Source organism: Gaetbulibacter sp. NE (assembly GCF_025548475.1).
Classification (GTDB): Bacteria; Bacteroidota; Bacteroidia; order Flavobacteriales; family Flavobacteriaceae; genus Gaetbulibacter_B; species Gaetbulibacter_B jejuensis.
This window is the reverse complement of record NZ_JAOQHY010000002.1, coordinates 194,210-216,862: the sequence shown is the minus strand read 5'-3', so window position 1 is coordinate 216,862 and position 22,653 is coordinate 194,210. Positions and strand designations below refer to the sequence as shown.

Genomic DNA, 22,653 nt, shown 5'->3' with positions numbered 1-22,653 from the left:
ATACGAAAAAGAAAAAAATATAGCGTGTTTTTTGAATTAAAACTACTTAAAAGAGCCTAAATAAAAGAATTGATAATTTTATTTTATCTTTTTTATTAAATCTTCAAATGAAGTTTTGTCTTTTGCCATACTTTTAATTGCCGCTCTGTAGTTGTAAATAGTATTTACTGAATACCTTAAAATTTTTGCAATTTTGGAACTACTAGTTATACCCAGTTTTATAAGTGCTAAAATTCTTAATTCAGTATTTAATTGGTCATTTTTACTTAATTGAATTTGGTCTCCTTCCTTTAGAAGACTGTTAACAGATTCAACAAAATCTGGATGCATATGTAAAAATGAACTATCAAAGTTCTTGTTAAATATCTCTAATTCCTCATCGATCATTTGTTTAGATTTAGAAAGGTCTAACAAAGCATTCATTTGATTTGCCTTTACGTACTTACTAACCAATTTTCTATAAACATCAAGCTTGGTAATATATTCAGAATAAAGATTAAGGAATGAACCTATATAATGCTCTTTAACTTGGTCCAATTCCGAAAGTTCAATATTAAGTTTGTTTAAATTTTCATTGGAAACTTTTAATTCGTTTTTTGCAATTGAAACTTTCTTTACTTGATTGTATACAACATAAATGGCTATTATTAGAAAAGCAGCTAGAACACTAATAAATATTAACGAATACTCTAGTTTCTTTTTCTGTTTTTCAGTTTTCTCCTCATAAGCCTTTGAAATTAAAGGCATGGTATTAGCTATATTAACAAAACGTAATTGGGAATTATAAAATTCAGCATCGCTATAAGAAAAATTGATGTATAAATGTGCGCGATCCAAATCGCCTTCAATAAATAAAATTTTAGCAAGTGTTCCTAGTGAGGCATTATCCTTAACTGAGGCTTTTATATCAGATATGGCCGATAAAATCAAATATTTTCTTTGTTCAGCAATATTATTTTCTAATTCATACAGCAATGACCTCTCGAATGTTATTAAAGAATATAATCTTGAACCTTCATCAGCCTCTGACAACCGTTGGTCATTAACTTTAATAGCCATTTTAAGATTTCTGTTATCTCTATACTCCTTTTCCTTTAACCTCAAAGCTTCTTCAGAATCTGCTTTAAGTCGGGAGTATAGTGAGTCTTGGTAAGCCAAGTATAACTGTGTGTAATTAGACTTATTACTGGTAACTTTAGTATAGTATGAAAGGCCGGAATACCCTTCTTTATAAGCTATATAATAATCATTGAGTATTGTTTCAGGAAGCGAGTCTCTCTTTATTTCATTTAAGGCATCAATAGATTCCTTGTATCTACCGGAATTTACCAATAGAAGACCGAGTTTTAACTTTGCTTGATTGAAAAACAATTCATCATCAAGTTTTTCCCCAATTTGAATATTTTTTTCAATATATTTTAGTGCTTCATCGAAATGATAAAACTTATATTCTTCAAAAATCTGATCAAATATTTGGTATTGGCCTAATAAATTATCTGCTTCAGCACTTTCTTTAATTAGTAGCTTTATGCGCTTTTCTTTTTGACTATCATAGAAACTTTTTTTCTGTAATTCTGCGTCAAGTTTACTGAAAAGCGAATCTCTTTCATTATTAGAAAATAATAAATTGCATATAAACAATAATACAAATAATACTCGATTCATGAATTTGCAACTTAATAACAAATGTAAATGAAAATATTAATATTGGCCTAATAAATTATCTGCTTCAGCACTTTCTTTAATTAGTAGCTTTATGCACTTTTCTTTTTGACTATCATAGAAACTTTTTTTCTGTAATTCTGCGTCAAGTTTACTGAAAAGCGAATCTCTTTCATTATTAGAAAATAATAAATTGCATATAAACAATAATACAAATAATACTCGATTCATGAATTTGCAACTTAATAACAAATGTAAATGAAAATATTAAACTTCAAATTTTATGACTAATTCTTCAAATAATCTCATCTTAAAGAACTACGTTTAGTTCTTTGGTCATTATTAATACCGCTATTTTTAAGTTTTTCTTTTAATGAATTCATATCTTTAGATACTTTACTTTCAATTACTCTAGCATAAATTTGTGTTGTAGCGATTTTAGAATGGCCAAGCAGCTTAGAAACAGTTTCGATAGGTACACCGTTGCTCAAAGTTATCGTTGTAGCAAATGTATGTCGCGCAATGTGAAACGTTAGATTCTTTTTGATTTTGCATAAGTCCGCAATCTCTTTTAAATATGAGTTGAGCTTTTGATTAGAAATATTAGGGAATAAGGTTTTTGTTTTCTTGGTTTTAATATGTTCTTTGTACTTTTCTATCAACTCTTCAGCAATTGGAAGTAATGGAATTTTCACTTTGTTATGTGTTTTTTGTCTATTGGTGATTATCCATTTGCCACCATCAATCCCAAATGTAATATTGTCTTCGTTGAGGTTCATGACATCAATGTATGATAAACCTGTATAACAACTGAAAACAAATAAATCCTTAACGAGCTCCAGTCTTTTGATTTCAAATGCTTTTTCGATAATAGTTTGCAACTCATCATCACTTAAAAACTCACGTTCATTCTTTATATAAGTTGGCTTGAATTTTATGAATGGATCTTTATCCATCCACTCCATTTTATAGGCTAATGTTACCATTTTTCGAAGTCGTTGAATATGCTTCATAACTGTATTGTTTTCCATTTGCTTTTGATGGTCCTCTGGAACATGGGAACGTAAGAACTTTTCGAAGTCAACTAAAAATCGATAGGTTAATTGTGTCAAATATATATCTTGTATTTTCTTTTTGTCTAGGAATAGTTTGATATACTTTTGAGTTGTAAAGTAATTCTTTAAAGTACCATAGCTTAAAGATTCGCTCATTTGGGTGTTGTGGTAATCAACCAATGTTAACAAAGAATATTCTTCGTTATCCTCTCCAAGAAAACGAGCTTTAATAGATTGAGCACAGATAAACGCTTTTTCTTTTACAAGTTCATCGTGAGCTTCATAGATTCTATTTTTGACCTGGTCTAAATATCTATTGAGTAATCGAGATTCCTGTTTGTTTCCTCTAGCTTTTCCTTTGTTGGAATCCCATTCGGAAACAATTACTTTTCGTTGCAGACTGATATTTGCACGTTTACCGTTAACTGTTATTCGAGCATAAACAGAAACTTGGTTATTAATTTTACGTGAAGCGCTTACCCAAAATGATAAGCTAAAGGTGGCTTGTGATTGCATAGTTGTCGTCTTTTTGTTAAACATTCATCGAGACGAAAGTCAAATCAACTATTTCAATTACAGTATTTTAAGCATCTATTCGGTTAACACTTTTATACTCTGCTAACTGTTAACCGAATTGTTAACCGAATTAAACTATATTAATTCAATTCTTATGATAGTCTAAAAACCATAAAACCTTGTAAATTATACGATTTACAAGGTTTTAGTTTCTATTGGTATTAATTTTTGTCGGGGTGGCAGGATTCGAACCTGCGACCTCCGCGTCCCAAACGCGGCGCGATAACCGGGCTACGCTACACCCCGAATTTTGGTTATCATTTTTAGGACTGCAAATATATACCTTTTTTTAAAAACTGACACATTTTATCATTAAATTTAAGCTCAAAATCATTTTTATATGAAATTTAAAAAACAGTACATGCTTTTTATAGCATTATTAAGTGTTTTTGCTTGCGCTCAAGATAAAAATCCCGTAAATACAAACCACGATTACGAACTAGTTGTAAAAGAACTTAATATACCTTGGGGATTTGCATTTTTACCTGATAACTCAATACTAATAACTGAAAAAAGTGGTGAACTCATTCATTTTAAAAATGGTCAAAAAACTACTATCTCTGGTTTACCGGAAATATATGTAAGAGGTCAAGGAGGTTTATTGGACATTTGTTTACATCCTGAGTATAAAGATAACGGTTGGATTTATTTCACCTATGCATCTCCTGAAGGAGAAGAAAAAGGAGGCAATACAGCCTTAATGAGAGCAAAACTAAAAAACAACACTTTAGTTGATAAACAACTATTGTACAAAGCTAGTCCTAATACAACAAGAGGTCAACATTTTGGTTCAAGAATAGTTTTTGACAACCAAGGGTATTTATATTTTACTATTGGCGAACGTGGAGATAGAGATACAAATCCACAAGACATAACAAAAGATTGCGGTAAAGTTTATAGGTTAAATAGTGATGGGTCAATCCCAATAGATAATCCGTTTGTAAACACACCTAACGCAAAACCTGCAATTTTTTCCTATGGTCATAGAAATCCGCAAGGTATGGTTTTACACTATGAAACTGGTGAAATATGGACTCATGAACATGGTCCTAGAGGAGGAGACGAAATCAATATTATAAAATCTGGAAAAAATTACGGATGGCCAGTTATAAGTTATGGTATCAATTATAGTGGAACAAAATTTACTGACATTACCGAAAAAGAAGGCATGGAACAACCCTTTCATTATTGGGATCCTTCAATTGCTCCTAGTGGAATGGCTTTTATAACTAGCGATAAATATCCTGGTTGGAAAGGAGACCTTCTTGTTGGATCATTAAAATTTCAATATCTTGATAAATGTGTCATCAAAAATGGTAAAGTAATTAAGGAAGAACGTCTTTTAGACAACTTAGGTCGTGTGCGTTCAATAAATCAAGGACCAGACGGTTACATTTATGTAGGTATTGAAAACTTAGGAATTGTAAAACTGTTACCAAAAAAATGATAAAAACCAAACCACTATTATTTATTATAGCTTTCGCTACATTAACGTTTTGCAATAGCAAGAAAGAAGATAAAAGCCCAGAAATACAAGAAAGTATACAACGTGGTTCTGAAGTGTACAACGACTTTTGTATGGCTTGCCATTTACCAAACGGACAAGGTGTACCACGCACATTTCCGCCTTTGGCGAAATCGGATTATTTAATGAACAAAAGAGCTGAAAGTATAAAAGCTATTAAGTACGGACAAAAAGGAAAAATAACAGTTAATGGTGTTGAATATGATAATGTAATGACACCTTTAGGACTAAGCGACCAAGAAGTTGCCGATGTAATGAATTACATTACAAACTCTTGGGGAAACACCAATAATAAAATGATTACCGAAGATGAAGTTTCAAAAATTCAGCCTTAATTTTTCTTGTAAATACTTAAATTTGCCTAAATTCTAAACAAAAAATATGCTCATTATAGGAATCGCAGGAGGAACAGGTTGTGGAAAAACAACTGTGGTTAATCAAATATTAGCTCAACTTCCCGAAGGTGAAGTTGGGGTCATCTCTCAAGACTCATATTACAAAGATACGTCTCATTTGAGTTATGACGAACGAGTAAAAATTAATTTTGACCATCCTCGTTCTATCGATTTTGAACTTTTGGAAGAACACCTTAAAGAGTTAAAAAAAGGAAATACAATAGATCAACCTGTTTACTCTTTTGTAAAACATAACAGAACAGGTGATGTTGTAAAAACCAAACCAAGAAAAGTGATGATTGTTGAGGGTATTCTTATCCTTACCAATCCTGAGTTGAGAGACATGTTTGATATAAAAATATTTGTGCATGCTGATAGTGATGAACGCCTTATACGTCGTTTAAAACGAGATATTTCTGAAAGAGGAAGAGACATTGACGAAGTATTATCGCGTTACCAAAACACATTAAAACCTATGCATCAGCAATTTATAGAACCTATGAAAGAGTATGCAGACATTATCATACCAAACAATAAGTACAATACTGTAGCAGTTGATATAGTTAAAACTATTATTAATCAACGCTTGTAGCTTACAATGCCAAAAAAGAAAAACATAAAATATTTAAAACCTTTCAAAAATCTTTTTGTAATCATACTTGTGCCTTTTGCAATATGGATGCTGTTTTTTGACACTAACTCCTTTTTAATTCATCATGAATTAAATTCAGAAATGGAGGATTTAGAAAACGAAAAAGAGTATTATAAAAAGGAAATTGAAAAAGACAATAAAGCTATTAAAGAGCTAAAAACCGAAGAAGGTATTGAAAAACTAGCTCGAGAAAAATACTATATGAAAAAGGAAAATGAAGAGATTTATATCATTGAGTATGAAGATAGCTTAGCAAAACAGAGTAATGAAAAATAATCCGTTATTTTCCAACTTTGATGGTGTTTCATCAAAGCAATGGAAACAAAAAATTCAAGCTGACCTTAAAGGTGCTGATTATAATGACACATTAATATGGAAATCAAACGAAGGCATTGATGTAAGACCTTTTTATCATGCTGATGAGTTTGATGCACTTCCTGAAATTTCAGATGCAGAAGCAACACAATGGCACATTTGCCAAACTATTTTTGTTGCTGATGCTAAGAAATCTAACGAAAAAGCTATTGATGCACTTTCTAGAGGAGCCGAAAGCATCAAGTTTATTATTCCTAACACTAAAATAAACTTAGAAGAACTCCTCAAATCAATTGACACCAACACTACGCTACTCTATTTTGAATTACAGTTTTTAGATACTGAATACGTTACTGAAATCCTCAGCAAAACGTCAAAAGACAAGGTTTATATCCTAACAGATATTATTGGTCAATTAGCAAGAACTGGCAATTGGTTTAAAGACTTAAAAACCGACCATTCTATTTTTGAAAGTATTGTAAAAAGTACCAATTCTTTAAGTGTTGATGTTGCTTTATATCAAAATTCGGGAGCAACTATTGTGCAACAATTAGCATATGCGCTAGCACATGTTAATGAATATTTCAATCATCTTGACGCACTACTTTCTACTGAAGCTAAAAAAGAATTCAACATTGTTTTTAATGTTTCAGTAGGCACAAATTATTTCTTTGAGATTGCTAAACTTCGTGCTTTAAGGTTATTGTTTTCAACACTTGCCGAAGCTTTCAATTTTAATCCACAGTGTCACATTTTTGCTACACCTACAAAGCGCAATAAAACGCTTTATGATTACAACACCAATATGCTACGTACTACAACAGAGTGTATGAGTGCAATTCTTGGTGGCGCAAATTCGGTATGTAATTTACCTTATGATGCTATTTATCATAAAGACAACGAATTCGGAGAGCGAATCTCGAGAAATCAGTTATTAGTTTTAAAGCACGAAAGTTACTTTGACAAAGTCAATAATCCTGCCGATGGTAATTATTATGTAGAAACGTTAACTGAGCAAATTTCAGAAAAAACCTTAGCATTATTTAAAGATATAGAAAGTAATGGTGGATTTTTAAAACAACTTAAAGAAGGCACTATTCAACGTAAAATAAAAGAAAGTGCTACTAAAGAACAAGAAGATTTTAATGCTAACAAACTCATTTTATTAGGAACAAACAAGCATCCAAACCCTAACGATAAAATGAAGCACGAACTTGAGCTATACCCTTTTGTAAAACACAACCCTGTAAAAACACTTATTGCTCCAATAATTGAAAACAGATTAGCTGAGTCAATGGAACAAGAACGAATTAATAATGAATAAACACAACATCATGAAGTTTAAATTAATTATTACATGCCTTATTGCAAGTTTAGTATTGTGGAACTGTAAGCAAGAACCAAAAACGCCTGAAGTAGATTACAAATATGCTAACAATAACGAATTAAAAGACTGTAAAAGCAAAGACTCTCTTCTTCTTAACGAGGCATTAATGTCTTTTGAAAAAGATTTAATAAACGCTTACGATCCAAAAACCCAAAGTCCAAATAGGTCTTATGTTAGGTTTTTAAGCGATGTAAGAGTTAATAAAGTTAATTATATAGCTATCACATCAAAACACACAAAAGAACTGTTTGAAGCTTTAAAATCTAAATCCGATTTATGGAATACTAAAGAGGGTGATTATACTTTAAACTACGCTAACCCTTTAGTCGCTTGTATTGCTTCTAATATGCAAGAGGGTGATTTAAAAATTACTTTCAATGCTTTAGTTGACACTAATAGTATGAGCTACAGAATGTATAGCGAAGAATTAAGACGAAACACCATAAGCATAACAAAAGACAAGTATTTAGCTCTTTTTGTAGCATTAGATTTATACTATGCTAAACTATTTGGTGTAGACTTTAACAAACAACCAGAAGCAAACATAGATTTCAATAAGAAACCTGTAAAAAAAGAAATTGAGTCAAAAGATTCGCATGAAGGTCACAACCATTAAAATAACAGTATTATTACTTGTTGTAGTAACATTTCAATCGTGTCTTAATGTTGCCAATGACGTCAAAAGCTGGATAGAATTAAATGCTGAAGACGAAATTTTTGGTAAATACCACATGCTTGAAGACGATGGCATAAAAATATATCTACCTGATGTTTTTAAACGTTACTCATCAGTAGAGTATCAACAATTACTAGATTCTTTAGCCACAAAAAAAGACTATGAGTACGAGTCTAAAAGGCTAAAGTCCATGAGAGAACTGGAAGGTAATTTATATTTATATTTTGATGAAACTACGCGTTCTACCTATAGTATAAATACAATGCCTTATATGCCACTTTACAAGAGAGACGCTCAATATTTATTAGGAATGATACGTCTTGGCAATGAAAGAGTAGCTGAAAACACCGATTTAAAATTCACTAAAATCACAGCCAAGTATAATGCTAGTAATGGTCCGCAAATTTTCAAAGTTGTACACAGAATTGATAATGAAGCTAAACAAACCTCAACCTTTAGTACAACTTATATTATTTCGTCTAATCACAAAACGGTCTTCATTAATCTAACCACACCTTTTGACGTCTATTTTGACCCATTTCTTCAAAAAATGATTTTATAATGTCTAGAAAAAACATTCAACATATTACCTTAAAGAATCAAGAGCCAAGAACCAAGAACCAAGATTCTCTTCCTTTGGGAGAGATGTCCGAAGGACAGAGAGGGCTTTTTACGACTGCGGAAGATATAAATGTTCAATCAACCTACTCTAAAGATGACCTTAAAAATGTTGAACATCTAAATTTTGTGGCTGGAATAGCTCCAAACCTTCGTGGTCCATACAGCACAATGTATGTTCGTAGACCATGGACTATTCGTCAATATGCAGGATTTTCAACAGCAGAAGAAAGTAACGCTTTTTACAGACGTAATCTTGCTGCAGGTCAAAAAGGATTGTCTGTAGCCTTCGATTTGGCTACACATCGTGGTTATGATAGTGACCACGAACGTGTTGTTGGAGATGTTGGAAAAGCAGGAGTTGCTATTGATAGTGTTGAGGACATGAAAATTCTCTTCGATCAAATTCCGCTAGATAAAATGAGTGTATCTATGACCATGAATGGTGCTGTACTACCAATTATGGCATTTTACATTGTTGCTGCCGAAGAACAAGGTGTAAAACCTGAACAGTTATCTGGTACTATTCAAAATGACATTTTAAAGGAGTTTATGGTAAGAAACACTTACATCTATCCTCCTACACCATCCATGAAAATCATTTCAGATATTTTTGAATATACCAGCAAAAACATGCCTAAATTCAACAGTATCAGTATTTCCGGATACCACATGCAAGAAGCTGGAGCTACTTGTGATATTGAATTGGCTTACACTTTAGCTGATGGATTAGAATACATTAGAAAAGGACTTGATGCAGGAATGGATATTGACACCTTTGCGCCACGTTTATCGTTCTTCTGGGCAATTGGGATGAACCATTTTATGGAAATTGCCAAAATGCGTGCTGCAAGAATGCTTTGGGCAAAATTGGTAAAACAATTCAATCCTAAAAATTCAAAATCTTTAGCATTGCGAACCCATTGTCAAACCAGTGGCTGGAGTTTAACAGAGCAAGATCCATTTAATAATGTAGCACGAACAACTATTGAAGCTGCTGCTGCAGCTTTTGGCGGCACACAAAGTTTACACACCAATGCATTGGATGAAGCTATTGCATTACCAACAGATTTTTCGGCTAGAATTGCGCGTAACACACAAATATTTTTACAAGAAGAAACCCATATTACAAAAACCGTTGACCCTTGGGCAGGAAGCTATTATGTAGAAAAACTAACACATGACATTGCTCAAAAGGCATGGGAACTGATTGAAGAAGTTGAAGCATTAGGCGGAATGACAAAAGCTATTGAAGCTGGTATTCCTAAAATTAGAATTGAAGAAGCTGCTGCACGAAAGCAAGCTCGAATTGATTCTGGTCAAGACATTATAGTTGGTGTAAACAAATATAGATTACAAGAAGAAGATCCAATCGCTACACTTGAAGTTGACAACCAAATTGTACGCAACTCCCAAATAGAACGCTTAAAGGCTATTAAAGCAGAAAGAAATACCGGAAAAGTACAAGCAGCATTATCAAAATTAACTAAAGTTGCTAAAACAGGACAAGAAAATTTATTAGCTTTAGCTGTAGAAGCAGCTCGAGAACGAGCAACTTTAGGAGAAATAAGTGATGCTTTAGAAGCTGCTTTTGGTCGCTATAAAGCGCAAATTAAATCATTTAGTGGTGTGTATAGTAAAGAAATAAAAGACGACGAATCCTTTAAAAAAGCTAAAGAATTAGCTGATAAATTTGCTGAACAAGATGGACGACGTCCTCGCATTATGATAGCAAAAATGGGACAAGATGGTCATGATCGTGGTGCAAAAGTTGTTGCTACAGGTTATGCTGATGTTGGTTTTGATGTAGATATTGGTCCACTGTTTCAAACACCACAAGAAGCCGCTAAACAAGCTGTAGAAAATGATGTACATATTTTAGGCGTTTCATCATTAGCTGCTGGACATAAAACTCTAGTGCCACAAGTTATTGAAGCACTTAAAAGTTATGGTCGTGATGATATTATGGTAATTGTTGGAGGTGTAATCCCAAAACAAGACTATCAATATTTATTTGATGTAGGAGCTGTAGCTGTTTTTGGACCAGGAACAAAAATTAGTGATGCTGCTATAAAGATTTTGGAGATTTTGATTGATTAATACTTATATTTGATTTCTAACTTATATTAATCAATTAATGAAAAACACTTTTTTATTTGCATTCCTATTATTTACGTTAATTAGTAATGCTCAAAATGAATTTAAAGATGGTAGTTATACCTCAAAAAATCAAGAAGAATTTAGCGGTTTAATCAAAATAATCTCTGAAAGAGAAATTATTTTTAAACACAGTATCGATAGCAATGAAAAAATATTAAATGCTCAAGCTATACAAACTTTTAGTTTTAAAAAACCCTATAAAAAATATATAAGCCTTTCCGAAAACAATCAACCTGCTAAATTTTTTGAATATGTTATAGAAAGTGATGTTTCCCTTTTAATCCTAGATGACACCTATTATCTCAAAAACGAAACAGAGGGATTGAACAAGCTCGAAGTAAAGAAAATTGAAACATCGACAGATCAAGGTAAATACGAAAGCACTATTAACACTTACATAGGTGTACTGAATAATTATAGTAAGAACTGTAAAGAACTTCAATCCAAAGTTAATGCTGTAAAATATAACCGTAAAAGTTTATCTAAATTTGTTAGCGAACTAAATGCCTGTACAAATAACGATATTAATGACTTTTCTATAGATGAAGAAGTAGTGAATCTCTTTGAAGCTGGAGTTACAGTTGGAGGAAATTATGCTAATTTTGAAGACACAACTACAGGAGGTTATAAAACTGAAAGTCCTAGTATGGGCTTAGGTATTGGAGGATTTGTTAGTTATTCACCTAACATAAATAAATACAACTTATCCTTTCTTTTTGGAATTGAATACAACCAAAAGAAAGTTGATTATAGCTACAGAGAACCTAACTTTGTAAGTGATAGAAATATTGTACATGATGCAAGTGTAATTGAGCCTTATTTATTAGCTCTTTATCAACCTTTTTATAACAAAAAAGGGCTTTTTAGTCCCTATATTGGTTTAGGTACATCTTATGGTTTTACCCTATCTCATGAAATTCAAGAAAGAGATAATCTTTCTGAGGTAATTTATGAAAGAGATGTTAATCAAACTTTTTCACTTCTCTACAAATTTGGAACATTTATAAACGTAAGCAAAAATAAGTTCATGTTTGAACTAGCTTTCTCTGATTACAGCTACCAAGTTCCAGGTGAAGCAGAGGATTATGGAACAAACTTTCAACTTAAAATAGGTTATGTATTTAATTTAAAATAATTAAATAAACTCAATACTTAAAGCCACTTTAAAAAATTAAAGTGGTTTTTTTATTTATAAAACTGTTAACAACTTCCATTTTATAAACTCGTAAATAATTGTATTTTTACGGGACAAAAAACCAAATCATATTAATGGGTAAAATCATTGCAATTGCCAATCAAAAGGGAGGAGTAGGTAAAACAACTACTTCTGTTAACTTAGCCGCATCTTTAGGTGTTTTAGAAAAAAAAGTGTTGCTCATTGATGCTGACCCTCAAGCCAATGCTACTTCAGGTCTTGGTATTGATGTAGAAACTATTGAAATAGGAACCTATCAATTATTAGAGCATACTACTTCAGCTGAAGAATGTATAATGTCTACTGATTCTCCAAATGTAGATATCATACCAGCTCATATTGACCTAGTGGCTATTGAAATTGAACTAGTAGATAAAGATGAACGTGAGTACATGCTTAAAAAAGCGATTTCTCACCTAAAATCATCTTACGATTATATTTTAATTGACTGTGCACCATCGTTAGGTTTGTTAACATTAAACGCTTTAACGGCTTCAGACTCTGTGATTATTCCAATTCAATGTGAATATTTTGCTTTGGAAGGTTTAGGCAAACTACTAAACACAGTAAAAAGTGTTCAAAAAATCCATAATCAAAACTTGGATATTGAAGGTATGCTTTTAACCATGTACGACCAACGTTTAAGACTTTCAAATCAAGTTGTAGAAGAAGTTCAAAAGCATTTTAGTGATATGGTTTTTGAAACCATTATTCAGCGTAATGTAAGATTAGGTGAAGCTCCTAGCTATGGTGAAAGCATTATTAACTACGATGTAAGTAGTAAAGGTGCTACAAATTACTTAAGTTTGGCAAAGGAAATTATTAAAAAGAATGGCTAATGGCGAAGGCAACAAAAAAACAAGCATTAGGTAGAGGACTTTCAGCACTGCTTAAAGACCCTTCTAATGATATCAATTCGGTTCAGGACAAAAATGCAGATAAGGTAATTGGTAATATTGTTGATTTAGATATTGAAGCTATTGAGATTAACCCTTTTCAGCCTCGTACAAACTTTAATGAAGAAGCCTTACGTGAACTAGCATCTTCAATTAAAGAGCTTGGAGTTATTCAACCTATAACAGTAAGAAAACTAGAATTCAACAAATACCAATTGGTATCTGGAGAACGTAGGTTTAGAGCTTCAAAATTAATAGGTCTTGAAACTATTCCTGCTTATATTAGAATAGCTAATGACCAAGAGTCGTTAGAAATGGCTCTTGTTGAAAACATTCAACGTCAAGATTTAGACCCAATAGAGATTGCGCTATCTTACCAACGTTTAATTGACGAAATCAATTTAACGCAAGAACAAATGAGCGATCGTGTTGGTAAAAAGCGTTCTACAATTGCCAACTATTTACGTTTACTCAAACTAGATCCAATCATCCAAACAGGAATGCGAGATGGATTTATATCAATGGGTCACGGTAGAGCAATTATTAACATTGAAGATCAAAATACACAGTTAGCTATTTATGAAAAAATAATTACCAATAAACTTTCGGTACGAGAAACTGAAAAACTGGTAAAAAACTATCATTCTAGCAATACTGTAACTGTCCCAGAAAAGCAAGAACTTCCAAAATATATTAAAAAAGGCATTAAAGAGTTTTCAGAATACTTTGGCCATAAAATAAACGTTAAGGTATCTAAGAACGGTAAAGGTAGTATTACGATTCCTTTCCATTCTGAAGAAGATTTTAATCGTATACAAAAACTTGTTAAAAGTGCCAAATAAGACATTTTATAGTATTCTATTTTTACTCTTCATAGGTTCTACTTGCTTTTCACAAAGCGACAGCACCAAAGTAGATACTGACCTTATGGTAGTGAGCGACACCATAACTCGTGAGCCTATAAACATTCTTGCACCTTCAAAAGCTGCATTTTATTCTGCAGTGTTACCTGGTTTAGGTCAAGCTTACAATAAAAAATATTGGAAAATCCCTATTGTTGTTGGTGCCATTACAACCGGAATTTTAATTTACGACCACAACAATAGAGAATACCATCGTTATAGAGATGCATACAAAAGCCGATTAGCAGGCTACTCTAACGATGAGTTTTGGGGACAAAATGCAGATGGTTCTCCTCTAGCCTCTCCAAGAGTTTCTGACGATGGACTTATTAGAGCACAAGAATCGCTAAGACGTAATAAAGAAATTTCATTATTAGTAACCATTGGTATTTATGCTTTAAATATTATTGATGCTAATGTTGATGCGCACCTACTCCAATACAACGTCGACGAAAATTTAGCTCTAAAGCCTCATTTCAAATATAATGAGCTTGAAAACACTTCTGATTTGGGTGTGACAGTAAATTTCAAATTTTAGCTTAGCAATACACAAACGATACTTAAATTATGAAGATAGCTTTATTAGGATATGGAAAAATGGGAAAAACCATTGAAAGAATTGCTGAAGAAAGAGGCCATACCATTGTTATAAAAGCTAAATTAGACACAGCATACACCATTACTGATGCTGATGTTGCAATAGATTTTAGTATTCCTGAAGCAGCTTACAATAATATTTCAAACTGCTTACTCAATAATGTTCCAGTTATATCTGGGACAACAGGTTGGTTAAAAGATTATGACAAAGCAGTTAATTTATGCAAAGCGCAAAATGGTGCTTTTATTTATGCCTCAAATTTTAGCTTAGGTGTAAATATCTTTTTTGAAGTTAATAAAGTATTGGCAAAACTTATGAATGGGCAACCTCAATACAATGTTGCGATGGAAGAAATTCATCATACTCAAAAACTCGATGCACCAAGCGGAACTGCCATTACACTAGCTGAAGACATTATTAAAAATTCCAATTATACCAATTGGACATTAGATAACCCAAATCCAAAAGACATAAAAATAGACGCAAAACGTATTGAAAACGTCCCTGGAACACATGAAATCACCTATCAATCCAATGTAGATACTATTCAAATAAAGCATACTGCCCATAATAGAGATGGGTTTGCTTTAGGTGCTGTTGTTGCAGCCGAATGGATTATTGGCAAAAAAGGTGTATTTTCAATGAATGATGTGTTAAACATTGGTTAATTGCACTAAGGTTTGTAACGTTTTTAAATACTTTTCAACTCATAAAAAAAACATAAAATGACGAGTACACAGTGGTTAATTTTTTTATTTGCTATTCAAATAATACATGGTCTAGGCACATGGAAACTTTATATTAAAGCAGGTAGAAAAGCTTGGGAAGCCTTTATACCATTTTACAATGCTGTAGTATTAATGAAAATCATTAATCGTCCTTGGTGGTGGACCATTTTACTTTTTGTTCCTATTGTTAATCTTATAATGCTTCCTGTAGTGTGGGTTGAAACAGCAAGAAGCTATGGTAAAAACTCAGCAACTGATACGTTATTAGCTGTTGTTTTACTTGGATTTTATAATTTCTATCTCAATTATGTAGCAGATGTAAAATATATTGAAAACAGAGACTTACACCCTAAAACCGGTTTAGGAGATTGGGTAAACTCAATTTTATTTGCCATAGTTGCAGCAACTATTGTTCACACTTATTTTATCCAACCTTTTACAATTCCAACATCGTCTTTAGAAAAAACACTTTTAGTAGGTGATTTTCTTTTTGTGAGTAAAGTGCATTATGGTGCTCGTACACCAATGACCACCTTAGCTACACCAATGGTACACGATACAATACCAGTAGCAAAAGTAAAATCGTACATTCCAAAATTTGAATTACCATACTTTAGACTTCCTGGTTTTCAAAAAATAAAAAGAAATGATATAGTGGTTTTCAACTGGCCTGTGGACACTATGAAGAACATGCGTCATACTGACAAATTCTACTATAAGCCAATTGACAAAAGAACAAACTATGTAAAACGCTGTGTTGGTATTCCTGGTGATACACTGTCTTTAAAAGATGGATATGTATACATTAACGGTAAGCCAAATGATTTACCAGATAGAGCTAAACTTCAGTTTTCATATGATATTACCTTTAAGCGCAACCTACATCCTAATGATATAATGAATTTATTATCAAGATATGATATAACTGATGGTTTAGGTTATGGAACTACTGAAGGTTCATATTTAATTCCTGCAGCAACTGACGAAGCTGTAGCGCGTTTAAAGAATCATCCTGAAGTTGCTAGTGTTGTACCATTAAAAAATGAAGATGGTGTTAGAGATGCTGGTATTTTTCCTAGTAATGTGAATTACAACTGGAATAATGATTATTTCGGGTCATTATACATTCCTGAAAAAGGAAAAACAATAGAGTTAACCTTAGAAAATTTACCGCTTTACAAACGCATTATCACTGCTTATGAAGGTCATAAACTTTCAGTAAACGGAAATCAAATTATAATTGACGACCAACCAACAACATCCTATACATTTGCTCAAGATTACTATTGGATGATGGGAGACAATCGTCATAACTCACAAGACTCAAGAGTTTGGGGATTTGTTCCGTTTGACCACGTAGTTGGAAAACCAGTTTTTATATGGATGAGTTGGGAAAACGGAAAACCTCGTTGGGAGCGTTTCTTTACAACTGTTGGTGGCAGTGGAAAACCAACATCATACCTTATCCCATTTTTGGTATTACTTTTAGGTTGGTTTGGGTTTAATAAATGGCGTAAACGTAAAAAGGCATAATACATTTATTTTATAAATGGACACCCTTATTCATCCTACATATTTCCCTAGTATAGCTCACTTTGTTGCTATTGCTAAAGCTGATAGTTTAACGTTTGAGATTTGTGATAATTACCAAAAACAAACCTATAGAAATCGTGCATACATTTATGCTGCTAATGGAAAGCTGCTTTTAAACATTCCTATAAAGCATACACAAAAAAACCGTCAACTTTATAAGGATGTAAAAATTGCTAACGATAGTAGATGGCAGGATTTACATTGGAAATCATTAGAATCAGCTTACAGAACATCTCCTTTTTTTGAGTTTTATGAAGACGAATTTCAACCTTTATTTACTGGTAATGAGACATTTCTTTTAGACTTTAATTTGAAATGTTTAGAAGTTGTTTTTGAGTGTCTTCAATTACCTTTTGAGTTTTCTACTACTGAGCATTTTGAAATAGAACCAAACCACAAAACCGATTATAGATTTTTAGCAAACAGCAGAAAAGAACAACCTCATAATTTTAACTTCTACACACAAGTCTTTGATGACAAACATGGGTTCATTCCTAATTTGAGCATATTGGATTTGTTATTTAATGAAGGAACAAATGCTATGAGTTATTTAGAGTCTCAACAGCTTCAAATACCATAAACTACTTCGCTAATTTTAATTTAGCAAGTATAGGATAATGGTCAGATAATTCAACATCAAAGGTTTTAAAACCGTTTACTTCAAAAGCGTCATCAGCTAAAATAAAGTCAATTCTAACAGGAAAAAACTTAAAGTTAAACGTACGTCCAAAACCATTACCTCCTTCAACAAAAGCATCTTGCAAATCGCCTTTTATCTCTTTATACACATAAGAATAGGCAGTATTATTAAAGTCTCCACAAATAACCATTTTATACTTACATTTTGCTTTATGCTGTAAAAACAAATCGGTTTGACTCTCTTGCATTTTAAACGTTTTACTTACACGCTTAAATAAGTTTTCAGAAGACTCATTTGCTAATTTTTCAACCGTTGGATCAATACCAAGCGATTGTAGATGCACATTATAAATTCTTATCGTGTCCTTAGCCTTTACTATATCGACAAAAATGGCATTATTACTAGTGTTTGGAAACTCAATAGAACCCGAGTTTACTATAGGGAATTTAGAAAATATTGCTTGACCGTTTTTCACCTTTTTACCTGAAAGCTCTTCGTACTTATAGTATCCTTTTAAGTTAATAGCTTCATCAGGTCTGTACTCTTGCATGCTTAAAATATCAGGTTGCTTTTCAGAAATAAAATCGACTATTTGAGTTTTAACGGTTTCATCAGGAATCCATTCAAATACATTAAACAATCTCACATTATAATTCATCACTGAAATATTATTTGGATCTTCAATATTCTTGGATGATGAAAATTTATACAATGAAAACAGATAGTTATACCCAATAAACAATATAATAAGTGATAGTAAAAGCTGCTTTTTTACTTTTAAAAGCCAATACACAAAAAATAGAATATTGAGTAGTATTAAAAAAGGAACTGCAAGACTTAAAACTGATAATAAAGCGAAGTTTTTAGGCGACACATAAGGTAAAATATAAGACAGCAGCAACATTGTCGCTACAATGGAGTTAACGAAGAACACCAATTTATCTACCAATTTTAGTCGCTTCATAGACTTTTAATCCTTACCTGATTTAAATAAAAACGCTTTTTCTTCTTTAGTTAAACTTTCATAACCGCTTTTACTGATTTTATCTAGAATGAGGTCAATTCGTTTTTGTTTAGTAAACTCATTAAAATCGTCTTTATTATGGCCTGCAAACGGTTTTTTCTTGCTCTTATGAACTGTTTTTAAAGGCGACTTTCGTTTAAACATACTAGCAACGCTATCCATTATACGCTCAAAGCCTTTACCTATATCATTTCCTTTAGTTAATTGTTGTGCATATAAATATCCTAACAAACTTCCTCCTAAATGCGCTACATAACCGCCTTGGTTTATGGTAAACAATCCAAGAATATCAATAACTACCATTGCTACACCTATGTACCAAAGTTTAATGTTTATAGTTACCAATCGTGCTTCTTTATTAGGCATATAAGCACTTAAAAAAATAATTAAAGCCCTCACTCCTGCTGATGCTCCTACCAATGGCAATGTATAATTTACCAAGCTTCCAGAAAAAAGTGTATGAACCAATACAAATGCAAGTCCGCCAAATAAAATTCCTAAAAAGTAAATATTCAAAGATAGTTTTACACTAAAAAGGTTAACCAGCATATTAGAAATAAAATACAGGATAAGCATATTTAGAGCAATATGCCAAAAACCGTAATGCACAAAACCATAGGTAAAAATAGACCAAGGTTGGTATATAAACTCGTTAAGACTCACAGGTAATTCAAACCAATGCAATACATTGGTAGTGTTTTTAACCTTAGTAAGTATAAATCCAATTATATATATAACAACATTAACACCTATAATCTTTTCGAAGGCATTAAGACGTTTTAGTTTGTCTTGTATGTCTTGTGTAAGCGTTGTCATTTAATCCCATCTATTTTTATTAAACTGATTTTTTTTCCAATACCACATAATTATAAACCCTGTTAATGCACCACCAACGTGAGCCATATATGCTGTATTACTTGGACTAAAGAAAGATTGACCAGTTACTGCAGAAATAATATCTAAAATAATAATTCCAGGTATAAAGTATTTTGCCTTTATAGGAATAGGTAAAAATATGAGCATCAATTTGGCTTCAGGATTCATCATCCCAAAAGCAGCCAAAACACCCATAATACAACCAGATGCTCCTACCATTGAAGCATTATACACTGGAAACAATTCCTTTAGCTTTTCAAATTGAACTTGGTTAATTGTATCTAAAGTCTTGTTGGTTTTCATCATTTGCACGATTTCATCTCCTGTAAGTCCTGACGCTATAAGTTCTGAATGTAATGGAATGTAGTTGAAATAATAATATCCTAACTGAAATAGAACAGCACCTAAACCTGCTGAAAAGTAAATGAACAAGAACTTTTTACTTCCTAATTGCTGTTCAACAGCACTACCAAACATCCATAACGCAAACATATTAAATAAAATATGTGTTATGCTGAAATTTGCGGTATTCCCTCCTCCATGCATAAACATGTGTGTAACAATTTGCCATGGTTGAAACAAATCATTTTCAGGGAAATATAACGCGAACCATTTATAGAACAATTCGCCATTACCTATAGCTACTGTACCAATAAACATTAAAACGTTTATAATAATAAGGTGCTTAACCGTTTCTGTAATTCTCATCATAGCTTACATAAATTTTTTGTCGATATCATCAACACTCATGGTTATAAAAGTCGTTTTATTTGTTGGCGAAACTGTAGGTTCCTTACAAGCGAACAGTGAGTTTACCAAATGCTCTTGTTCTTGTTTATTAAGCGATTGACCTGTTTTTATAGCTAAACTTTTTGCCATAGATTTTGCTAATAAATCTGTAGCACTAAAATTACTGTCTGGTACTTCTTGCTCAACATCACTTATCAGTTGTTCTAAAATAATAGACACTTCACTCTCAGGGACACCTAAAGGAACTCCAGTGATTTCTATAGTATGATCTTTAACGCTAGAAAATGCAAAACCTGTACTTTCTAAGTCTTCTTTTAACTGAATAAGTATTGGCAATTCTGTTGAGGAAAAATGCAACTGCAACGGAAATAACAACTGCTGACTAACAGCTTCTTTCACAGTCATATTCTTCAATAAATTTTCGTACAACACACGTTGATGCGCTCTATGCTGATCTATCATCAACATACCAGATTTTATAGTACTCACAATGTATTTGTTGTGAAGCTGATAAGTAGCTTGTGTAGTTTCGGTTTGCGAATCATCAAACAAGGTTTCATTTTTTGAATCGCTTTCAAACTCTACTTCACTAAAATTATGGTCTTGCTGTGTACTTTTTGATTCTAATCCTACATACAAACTGTCCCAACTAGATGTATTTTGTTTCTTAAAGGTAACTGCAGGTTTACTGCTTCCACCATGAGATACTTTTTCTTTAAAAGGATTGAAATCTCTATCAACTTCTATTGTTGGTGGTGTAGCAACACTCTTATCTTTGTAATCGTAAGGCGTGTTTAGGTTAGGATCACTATCAAAATCTAAAACTGGCGCAATGTTAAATTGCCCTAGACTATGTTTTACTGCTGACCTTAAAATAGCATACAAAGTATGTTCATCATCAAACTTAATTTCGGTTTTTGTTGGATGAATATTGATATCAATAGTTTTTGGGTCTACAGTAAGATTTAAAAAATAGCTTGGATGCGCTCCATCTTTTATCAAACCTTCAAATGCTGAATTGATAGCATGATTAAGGTAAGGACTTTTGATAAAACGATTATTTACAAAAAAGAACTGCTCGTTCTTTGTTTTTTTAGCAAACTCAGGTTTTCCTACAAACCCTGAAATTTTTAACACTTCGGTAGTTTCTTCAACAGGAACTAACTTTTCGTTGGTTTTACCTCCAAAAATATTAACTACACGTTGTCTGTAATTACTACTTGGTAGATTAAAAATTTCGCTGCCATTATGGTACATTGCAAACACAATACTTGGATGCGCTAATGCGACACGATGAAATTCATCGATAATATGTCGTAACTCTACTGCATTGGATTTTAAAAAATTGCGTCGAGCAGGAATATTAAAAAATAAATGTTTTACAGCTAAAGACGTTCCTTTAGGGGTTACCACAACATTTTGAGCTTTAAGGTCGCTACCTTCAATCTCAATTTGTGTTCCTAGTTCGTCTTGCTCTTGTTTGGTTTTAAGTTCAACATGAGCAATAGCAGCAATACTAGCTAATGCTTCGCCTCTAAACCCTTTTGTATGTAAATTGAATAAATCTTCAGCAGCGCGTATTTTGGATGTTGCATGACGCTCAAAGCTTAATCGTGCATCAGTAACACTCATGCCTTTACCATTATCAATAACCTGAATAAGTGTTTTACCTGAATCTTTTATAATAAGTTTTATTTCAGTAGACTCAGCATCTATTGCATTTTCGAGAAGCTCCTTAACCACTGAAGCAGGTCTTTGCACGACTTCGCCTGCTGCAATTTGGTTAGCAACATGGTCTGGTAATAGTTGAATAATGTCTGCCATTAGCGTTTTGAAAAGAATATTGACAGGTCAAAATCAATAAAAATCAAAAAAACCAAAATCAATACACCTATAATAATCAATACACGTCTGTTGGCTCCAGCCGTATCTTCATTATGCTTATAATCGTCAATGGCATTAACAAACTTGGTTTTTAATCCTTTATTGCTTCCTACAGTTTGCCTGTGTTCGTCAAATTTATGCTTAATTTCATAAGGACTTCCCTCGCCTTTATAGTATCTTGGAGTGTATTCAAACTTTTTATTTCTTCGTAATTTAAACATGATGTAACGCTTTATTATTCGTAACGACTTAATATGTAAAGTATTACTAATACACCAATCAAAAACAAGACCAAAAAGGGTAAAGTAGTAAAAATACTTTTCTTACGTTTGTTAGCAGCTCTTACCTCTTCCCATTGTGCTTCAACACTTTTCTTGGTAGTATCATCTTGGTCTCTAAGATGTTTAGGCGTATAACTGAAACGTTTATTTTTACGTTGCTTAAAAAACTCCACTATAAAGTATAATCGTTGTTACACTTCAAATGTACTTAAAAAGCTAGGAAAATAAGCCTTTCAACTGCTAAAAATTGTTAACAGTTTTAAAA

General features: G+C 32.4%; 23 protein-coding genes and 1 tRNA gene. 15 read left to right on the top strand and 9 right to left on the bottom strand.

Features of this window, described 5'->3' with window-relative positions; all coding sequences use genetic code 11:
• Positions 1 to 78: 78 nt before the first annotated feature.
• The 3 genes from OD803_RS05640 to OD803_RS05630 all read right to left on the bottom strand — a co-directional run bounded on the left by OD803_RS05640 (position 79) and on the right by OD803_RS05630 (position 3,539).
• A complete protein-coding gene (locus OD803_RS05640; protein ID WP_262732672.1) occupies positions 79 to 1,665 on the bottom strand; it encodes a DUF6377 domain-containing protein in 1,587 nt (528 codons plus the stop codon).
• Between the two features lie 302 nt (positions 1,666 to 1,967).
• Positions 1,968 to 3,233 (bottom strand): site-specific integrase, encoded by a 1,266-nt coding sequence (locus tag OD803_RS05635; RefSeq protein WP_262732671.1) that lies wholly within the window; start codon positions 3,231 to 3,233, stop codon positions 1,968 to 1,970.
• A 231-nt stretch (positions 3,234 to 3,464) separates the two neighbouring features.
• A tRNA-Pro gene (locus tag OD803_RS05630) sits at positions 3,465 to 3,539 on the bottom strand.
• A 94-nt stretch (positions 3,540 to 3,633) separates the two neighbouring features.
• Here OD803_RS05630 and OD803_RS05625 point away from each other — a divergent pair.
• The 15 genes from OD803_RS05625 to OD803_RS05555 all read left to right on the top strand — a co-directional run bounded on the left by OD803_RS05625 (position 3,634) and on the right by OD803_RS05555 (position 17,513).
• A complete protein-coding gene (locus OD803_RS05625; protein ID WP_262732670.1) occupies positions 3,634 to 4,740 on the top strand; it encodes a PQQ-dependent sugar dehydrogenase in 1,107 nt (368 codons plus the stop codon).
• On the top strand, positions 4,737 to 5,153 hold the full coding sequence (locus OD803_RS05620) for a c-type cytochrome (RefSeq protein WP_262732669.1): 417 nt from the start codon (positions 4,737 to 4,739) through the stop codon (positions 5,151 to 5,153). Before OD803_RS05625 ends, OD803_RS05620 begins: the two co-directional genes overlap by 4 nt.
• A 46-nt stretch (positions 5,154 to 5,199) precedes the next feature.
• Positions 5,200 to 5,805, top strand: coding sequence for a uridine kinase (gene udk / locus OD803_RS05615; RefSeq protein WP_131507661.1), 606 nt, complete (start codon positions 5,200 to 5,202; stop codon positions 5,803 to 5,805).
• 6 nt (positions 5,806 to 5,811) lie between these two features.
• Positions 5,812 to 6,141 carry an FtsB family cell division protein gene (locus tag OD803_RS05610; RefSeq protein WP_129760500.1) on the top strand — a complete coding sequence of 110 codons (330 nt, stop codon included), beginning with the start codon at positions 5,812 to 5,814 and terminating at the stop codon, positions 6,139 to 6,141.
• Entirely contained in the window at positions 6,131 to 7,504 is a 1,374-nt protein-coding gene (locus tag OD803_RS05605; protein ID WP_262732668.1) for a methylmalonyl-CoA mutase subunit beta, read from the top strand. The genes OD803_RS05610 and OD803_RS05605 overlap by 11 nt, the downstream gene beginning before the upstream one ends.
• Positions 7,505 to 7,514: 10 nt before the next feature.
• Positions 7,515 to 8,183, top strand: a complete 669-nt coding sequence (locus OD803_RS05600; protein WP_129760496.1) for a hypothetical protein — start codon at positions 7,515 to 7,517, stop codon at positions 8,181 to 8,183.
• A complete protein-coding gene (locus tag OD803_RS05595; protein WP_131507665.1) occupies positions 8,164 to 8,805 on the top strand; it encodes a hypothetical protein in 642 nt (213 codons plus the stop codon). The genes OD803_RS05600 and OD803_RS05595 overlap by 20 nt, the downstream gene beginning before the upstream one ends.
• Positions 8,805 to 10,961: a methylmalonyl-CoA mutase gene (gene scpA / locus OD803_RS05590; protein ID WP_262732667.1), complete on the top strand. Its 2,157-nt coding sequence runs from the start codon at positions 8,805 to 8,807 to the stop codon at positions 10,959 to 10,961. The genes OD803_RS05595 and scpA overlap by 1 nt, the downstream gene beginning before the upstream one ends.
• A gap of 37 nt (positions 10,962 to 10,998) precedes the next feature.
• Positions 10,999 to 12,156, top strand: coding sequence for a hypothetical protein (locus OD803_RS05585; protein ID WP_262732665.1), 1,158 nt, complete (start codon positions 10,999 to 11,001; stop codon positions 12,154 to 12,156).
• 134 nt (positions 12,157 to 12,290) lie between these two features.
• Positions 12,291 to 13,055 carry a ParA family protein gene (locus OD803_RS05580; protein WP_134200394.1) on the top strand — a complete coding sequence of 255 codons (765 nt, stop codon included), beginning with the start codon at positions 12,291 to 12,293 and terminating at the stop codon, positions 13,053 to 13,055.
• A complete protein-coding gene (locus tag OD803_RS05575; RefSeq protein WP_131507671.1) occupies positions 13,055 to 13,954 on the top strand; it encodes a ParB/RepB/Spo0J family partition protein in 900 nt (299 codons plus the stop codon). Before OD803_RS05580 ends, OD803_RS05575 begins: the two co-directional genes overlap by 1 nt.
• Positions 13,944 to 14,552, top strand: coding sequence for a DUF5683 domain-containing protein (locus tag OD803_RS05570; protein ID WP_262732663.1), 609 nt, complete (start codon positions 13,944 to 13,946; stop codon positions 14,550 to 14,552). The genes OD803_RS05575 and OD803_RS05570 overlap by 11 nt, the downstream gene beginning before the upstream one ends.
• Positions 14,553 to 14,581: 29 nt before the next feature.
• The gene (gene dapB / locus OD803_RS05565) at positions 14,582 to 15,280 is read left to right on the top strand and encodes a 4-hydroxy-tetrahydrodipicolinate reductase (protein WP_262732662.1); all 699 of its coding nucleotides are present in this window, start codon (positions 14,582 to 14,584) and stop codon (positions 15,278 to 15,280) included.
• Between the two features lie 57 nt (positions 15,281 to 15,337).
• Positions 15,338 to 16,873, top strand: coding sequence for a signal peptidase I (gene lepB / locus OD803_RS05560; RefSeq protein WP_262732661.1), 1,536 nt, complete (start codon positions 15,338 to 15,340; stop codon positions 16,871 to 16,873).
• Between the two features lie 16 nt (positions 16,874 to 16,889).
• Entirely contained in the window at positions 16,890 to 17,513 is a 624-nt protein-coding gene (locus OD803_RS05555; protein ID WP_262732660.1) for a WbqC family protein, read from the top strand.
• A gap of 1 nt (position 17,514) precedes the next feature.
• Here OD803_RS05555 and OD803_RS05550 read toward each other — a convergent pair whose 3' ends face one another.
• Genes OD803_RS05550 through OD803_RS05525 form a run of 6 tightly spaced genes read right to left on the bottom strand, consistent with a single transcriptional unit; the run spans position 17,515 to position 22,561 of the window.
• On the bottom strand, positions 17,515 to 18,537 hold the full coding sequence (locus OD803_RS05550; protein WP_262732659.1) for an endonuclease/exonuclease/phosphatase family protein: 1,023 nt from the start codon (positions 18,535 to 18,537) through the stop codon (positions 17,515 to 17,517).
• A 6-nt stretch (positions 18,538 to 18,543) separates the two neighbouring features.
• Entirely contained in the window at positions 18,544 to 19,413 is an 870-nt protein-coding gene (locus OD803_RS05545; protein WP_134200406.1) for a rhomboid family protein, read from the bottom strand.
• Positions 19,414 to 20,184 carry a rhomboid family intramembrane serine protease gene (locus OD803_RS05540; protein WP_129760473.1) on the bottom strand — a complete coding sequence of 257 codons (771 nt, stop codon included), beginning with the start codon at positions 20,182 to 20,184 and terminating at the stop codon, positions 19,414 to 19,416. It lies immediately after the preceding gene.
• A gap of 3 nt (positions 20,185 to 20,187) precedes the next feature.
• On the bottom strand, positions 20,188 to 22,047 hold the full coding sequence (gene mutL, locus OD803_RS05535) for a DNA mismatch repair endonuclease MutL (RefSeq protein WP_262732658.1): 1,860 nt from the start codon (positions 22,045 to 22,047) through the stop codon (positions 20,188 to 20,190).
• The gene (locus OD803_RS05530) at positions 22,047 to 22,328 is read right to left on the bottom strand and encodes a riboflavin synthase subunit beta (protein ID WP_129760470.1); all 282 of its coding nucleotides are present in this window, start codon (positions 22,326 to 22,328) and stop codon (positions 22,047 to 22,049) included. The genes mutL and OD803_RS05530 overlap by 1 nt, the downstream gene beginning before the upstream one ends.
• 14 nt (positions 22,329 to 22,342) lie before the next feature.
• The gene (locus tag OD803_RS05525) at positions 22,343 to 22,561 is read right to left on the bottom strand and encodes a hypothetical protein (protein ID WP_129760468.1); all 219 of its coding nucleotides are present in this window, start codon (positions 22,559 to 22,561) and stop codon (positions 22,343 to 22,345) included.
• Positions 22,562 to 22,653: the final 92 nt, after the last annotated feature.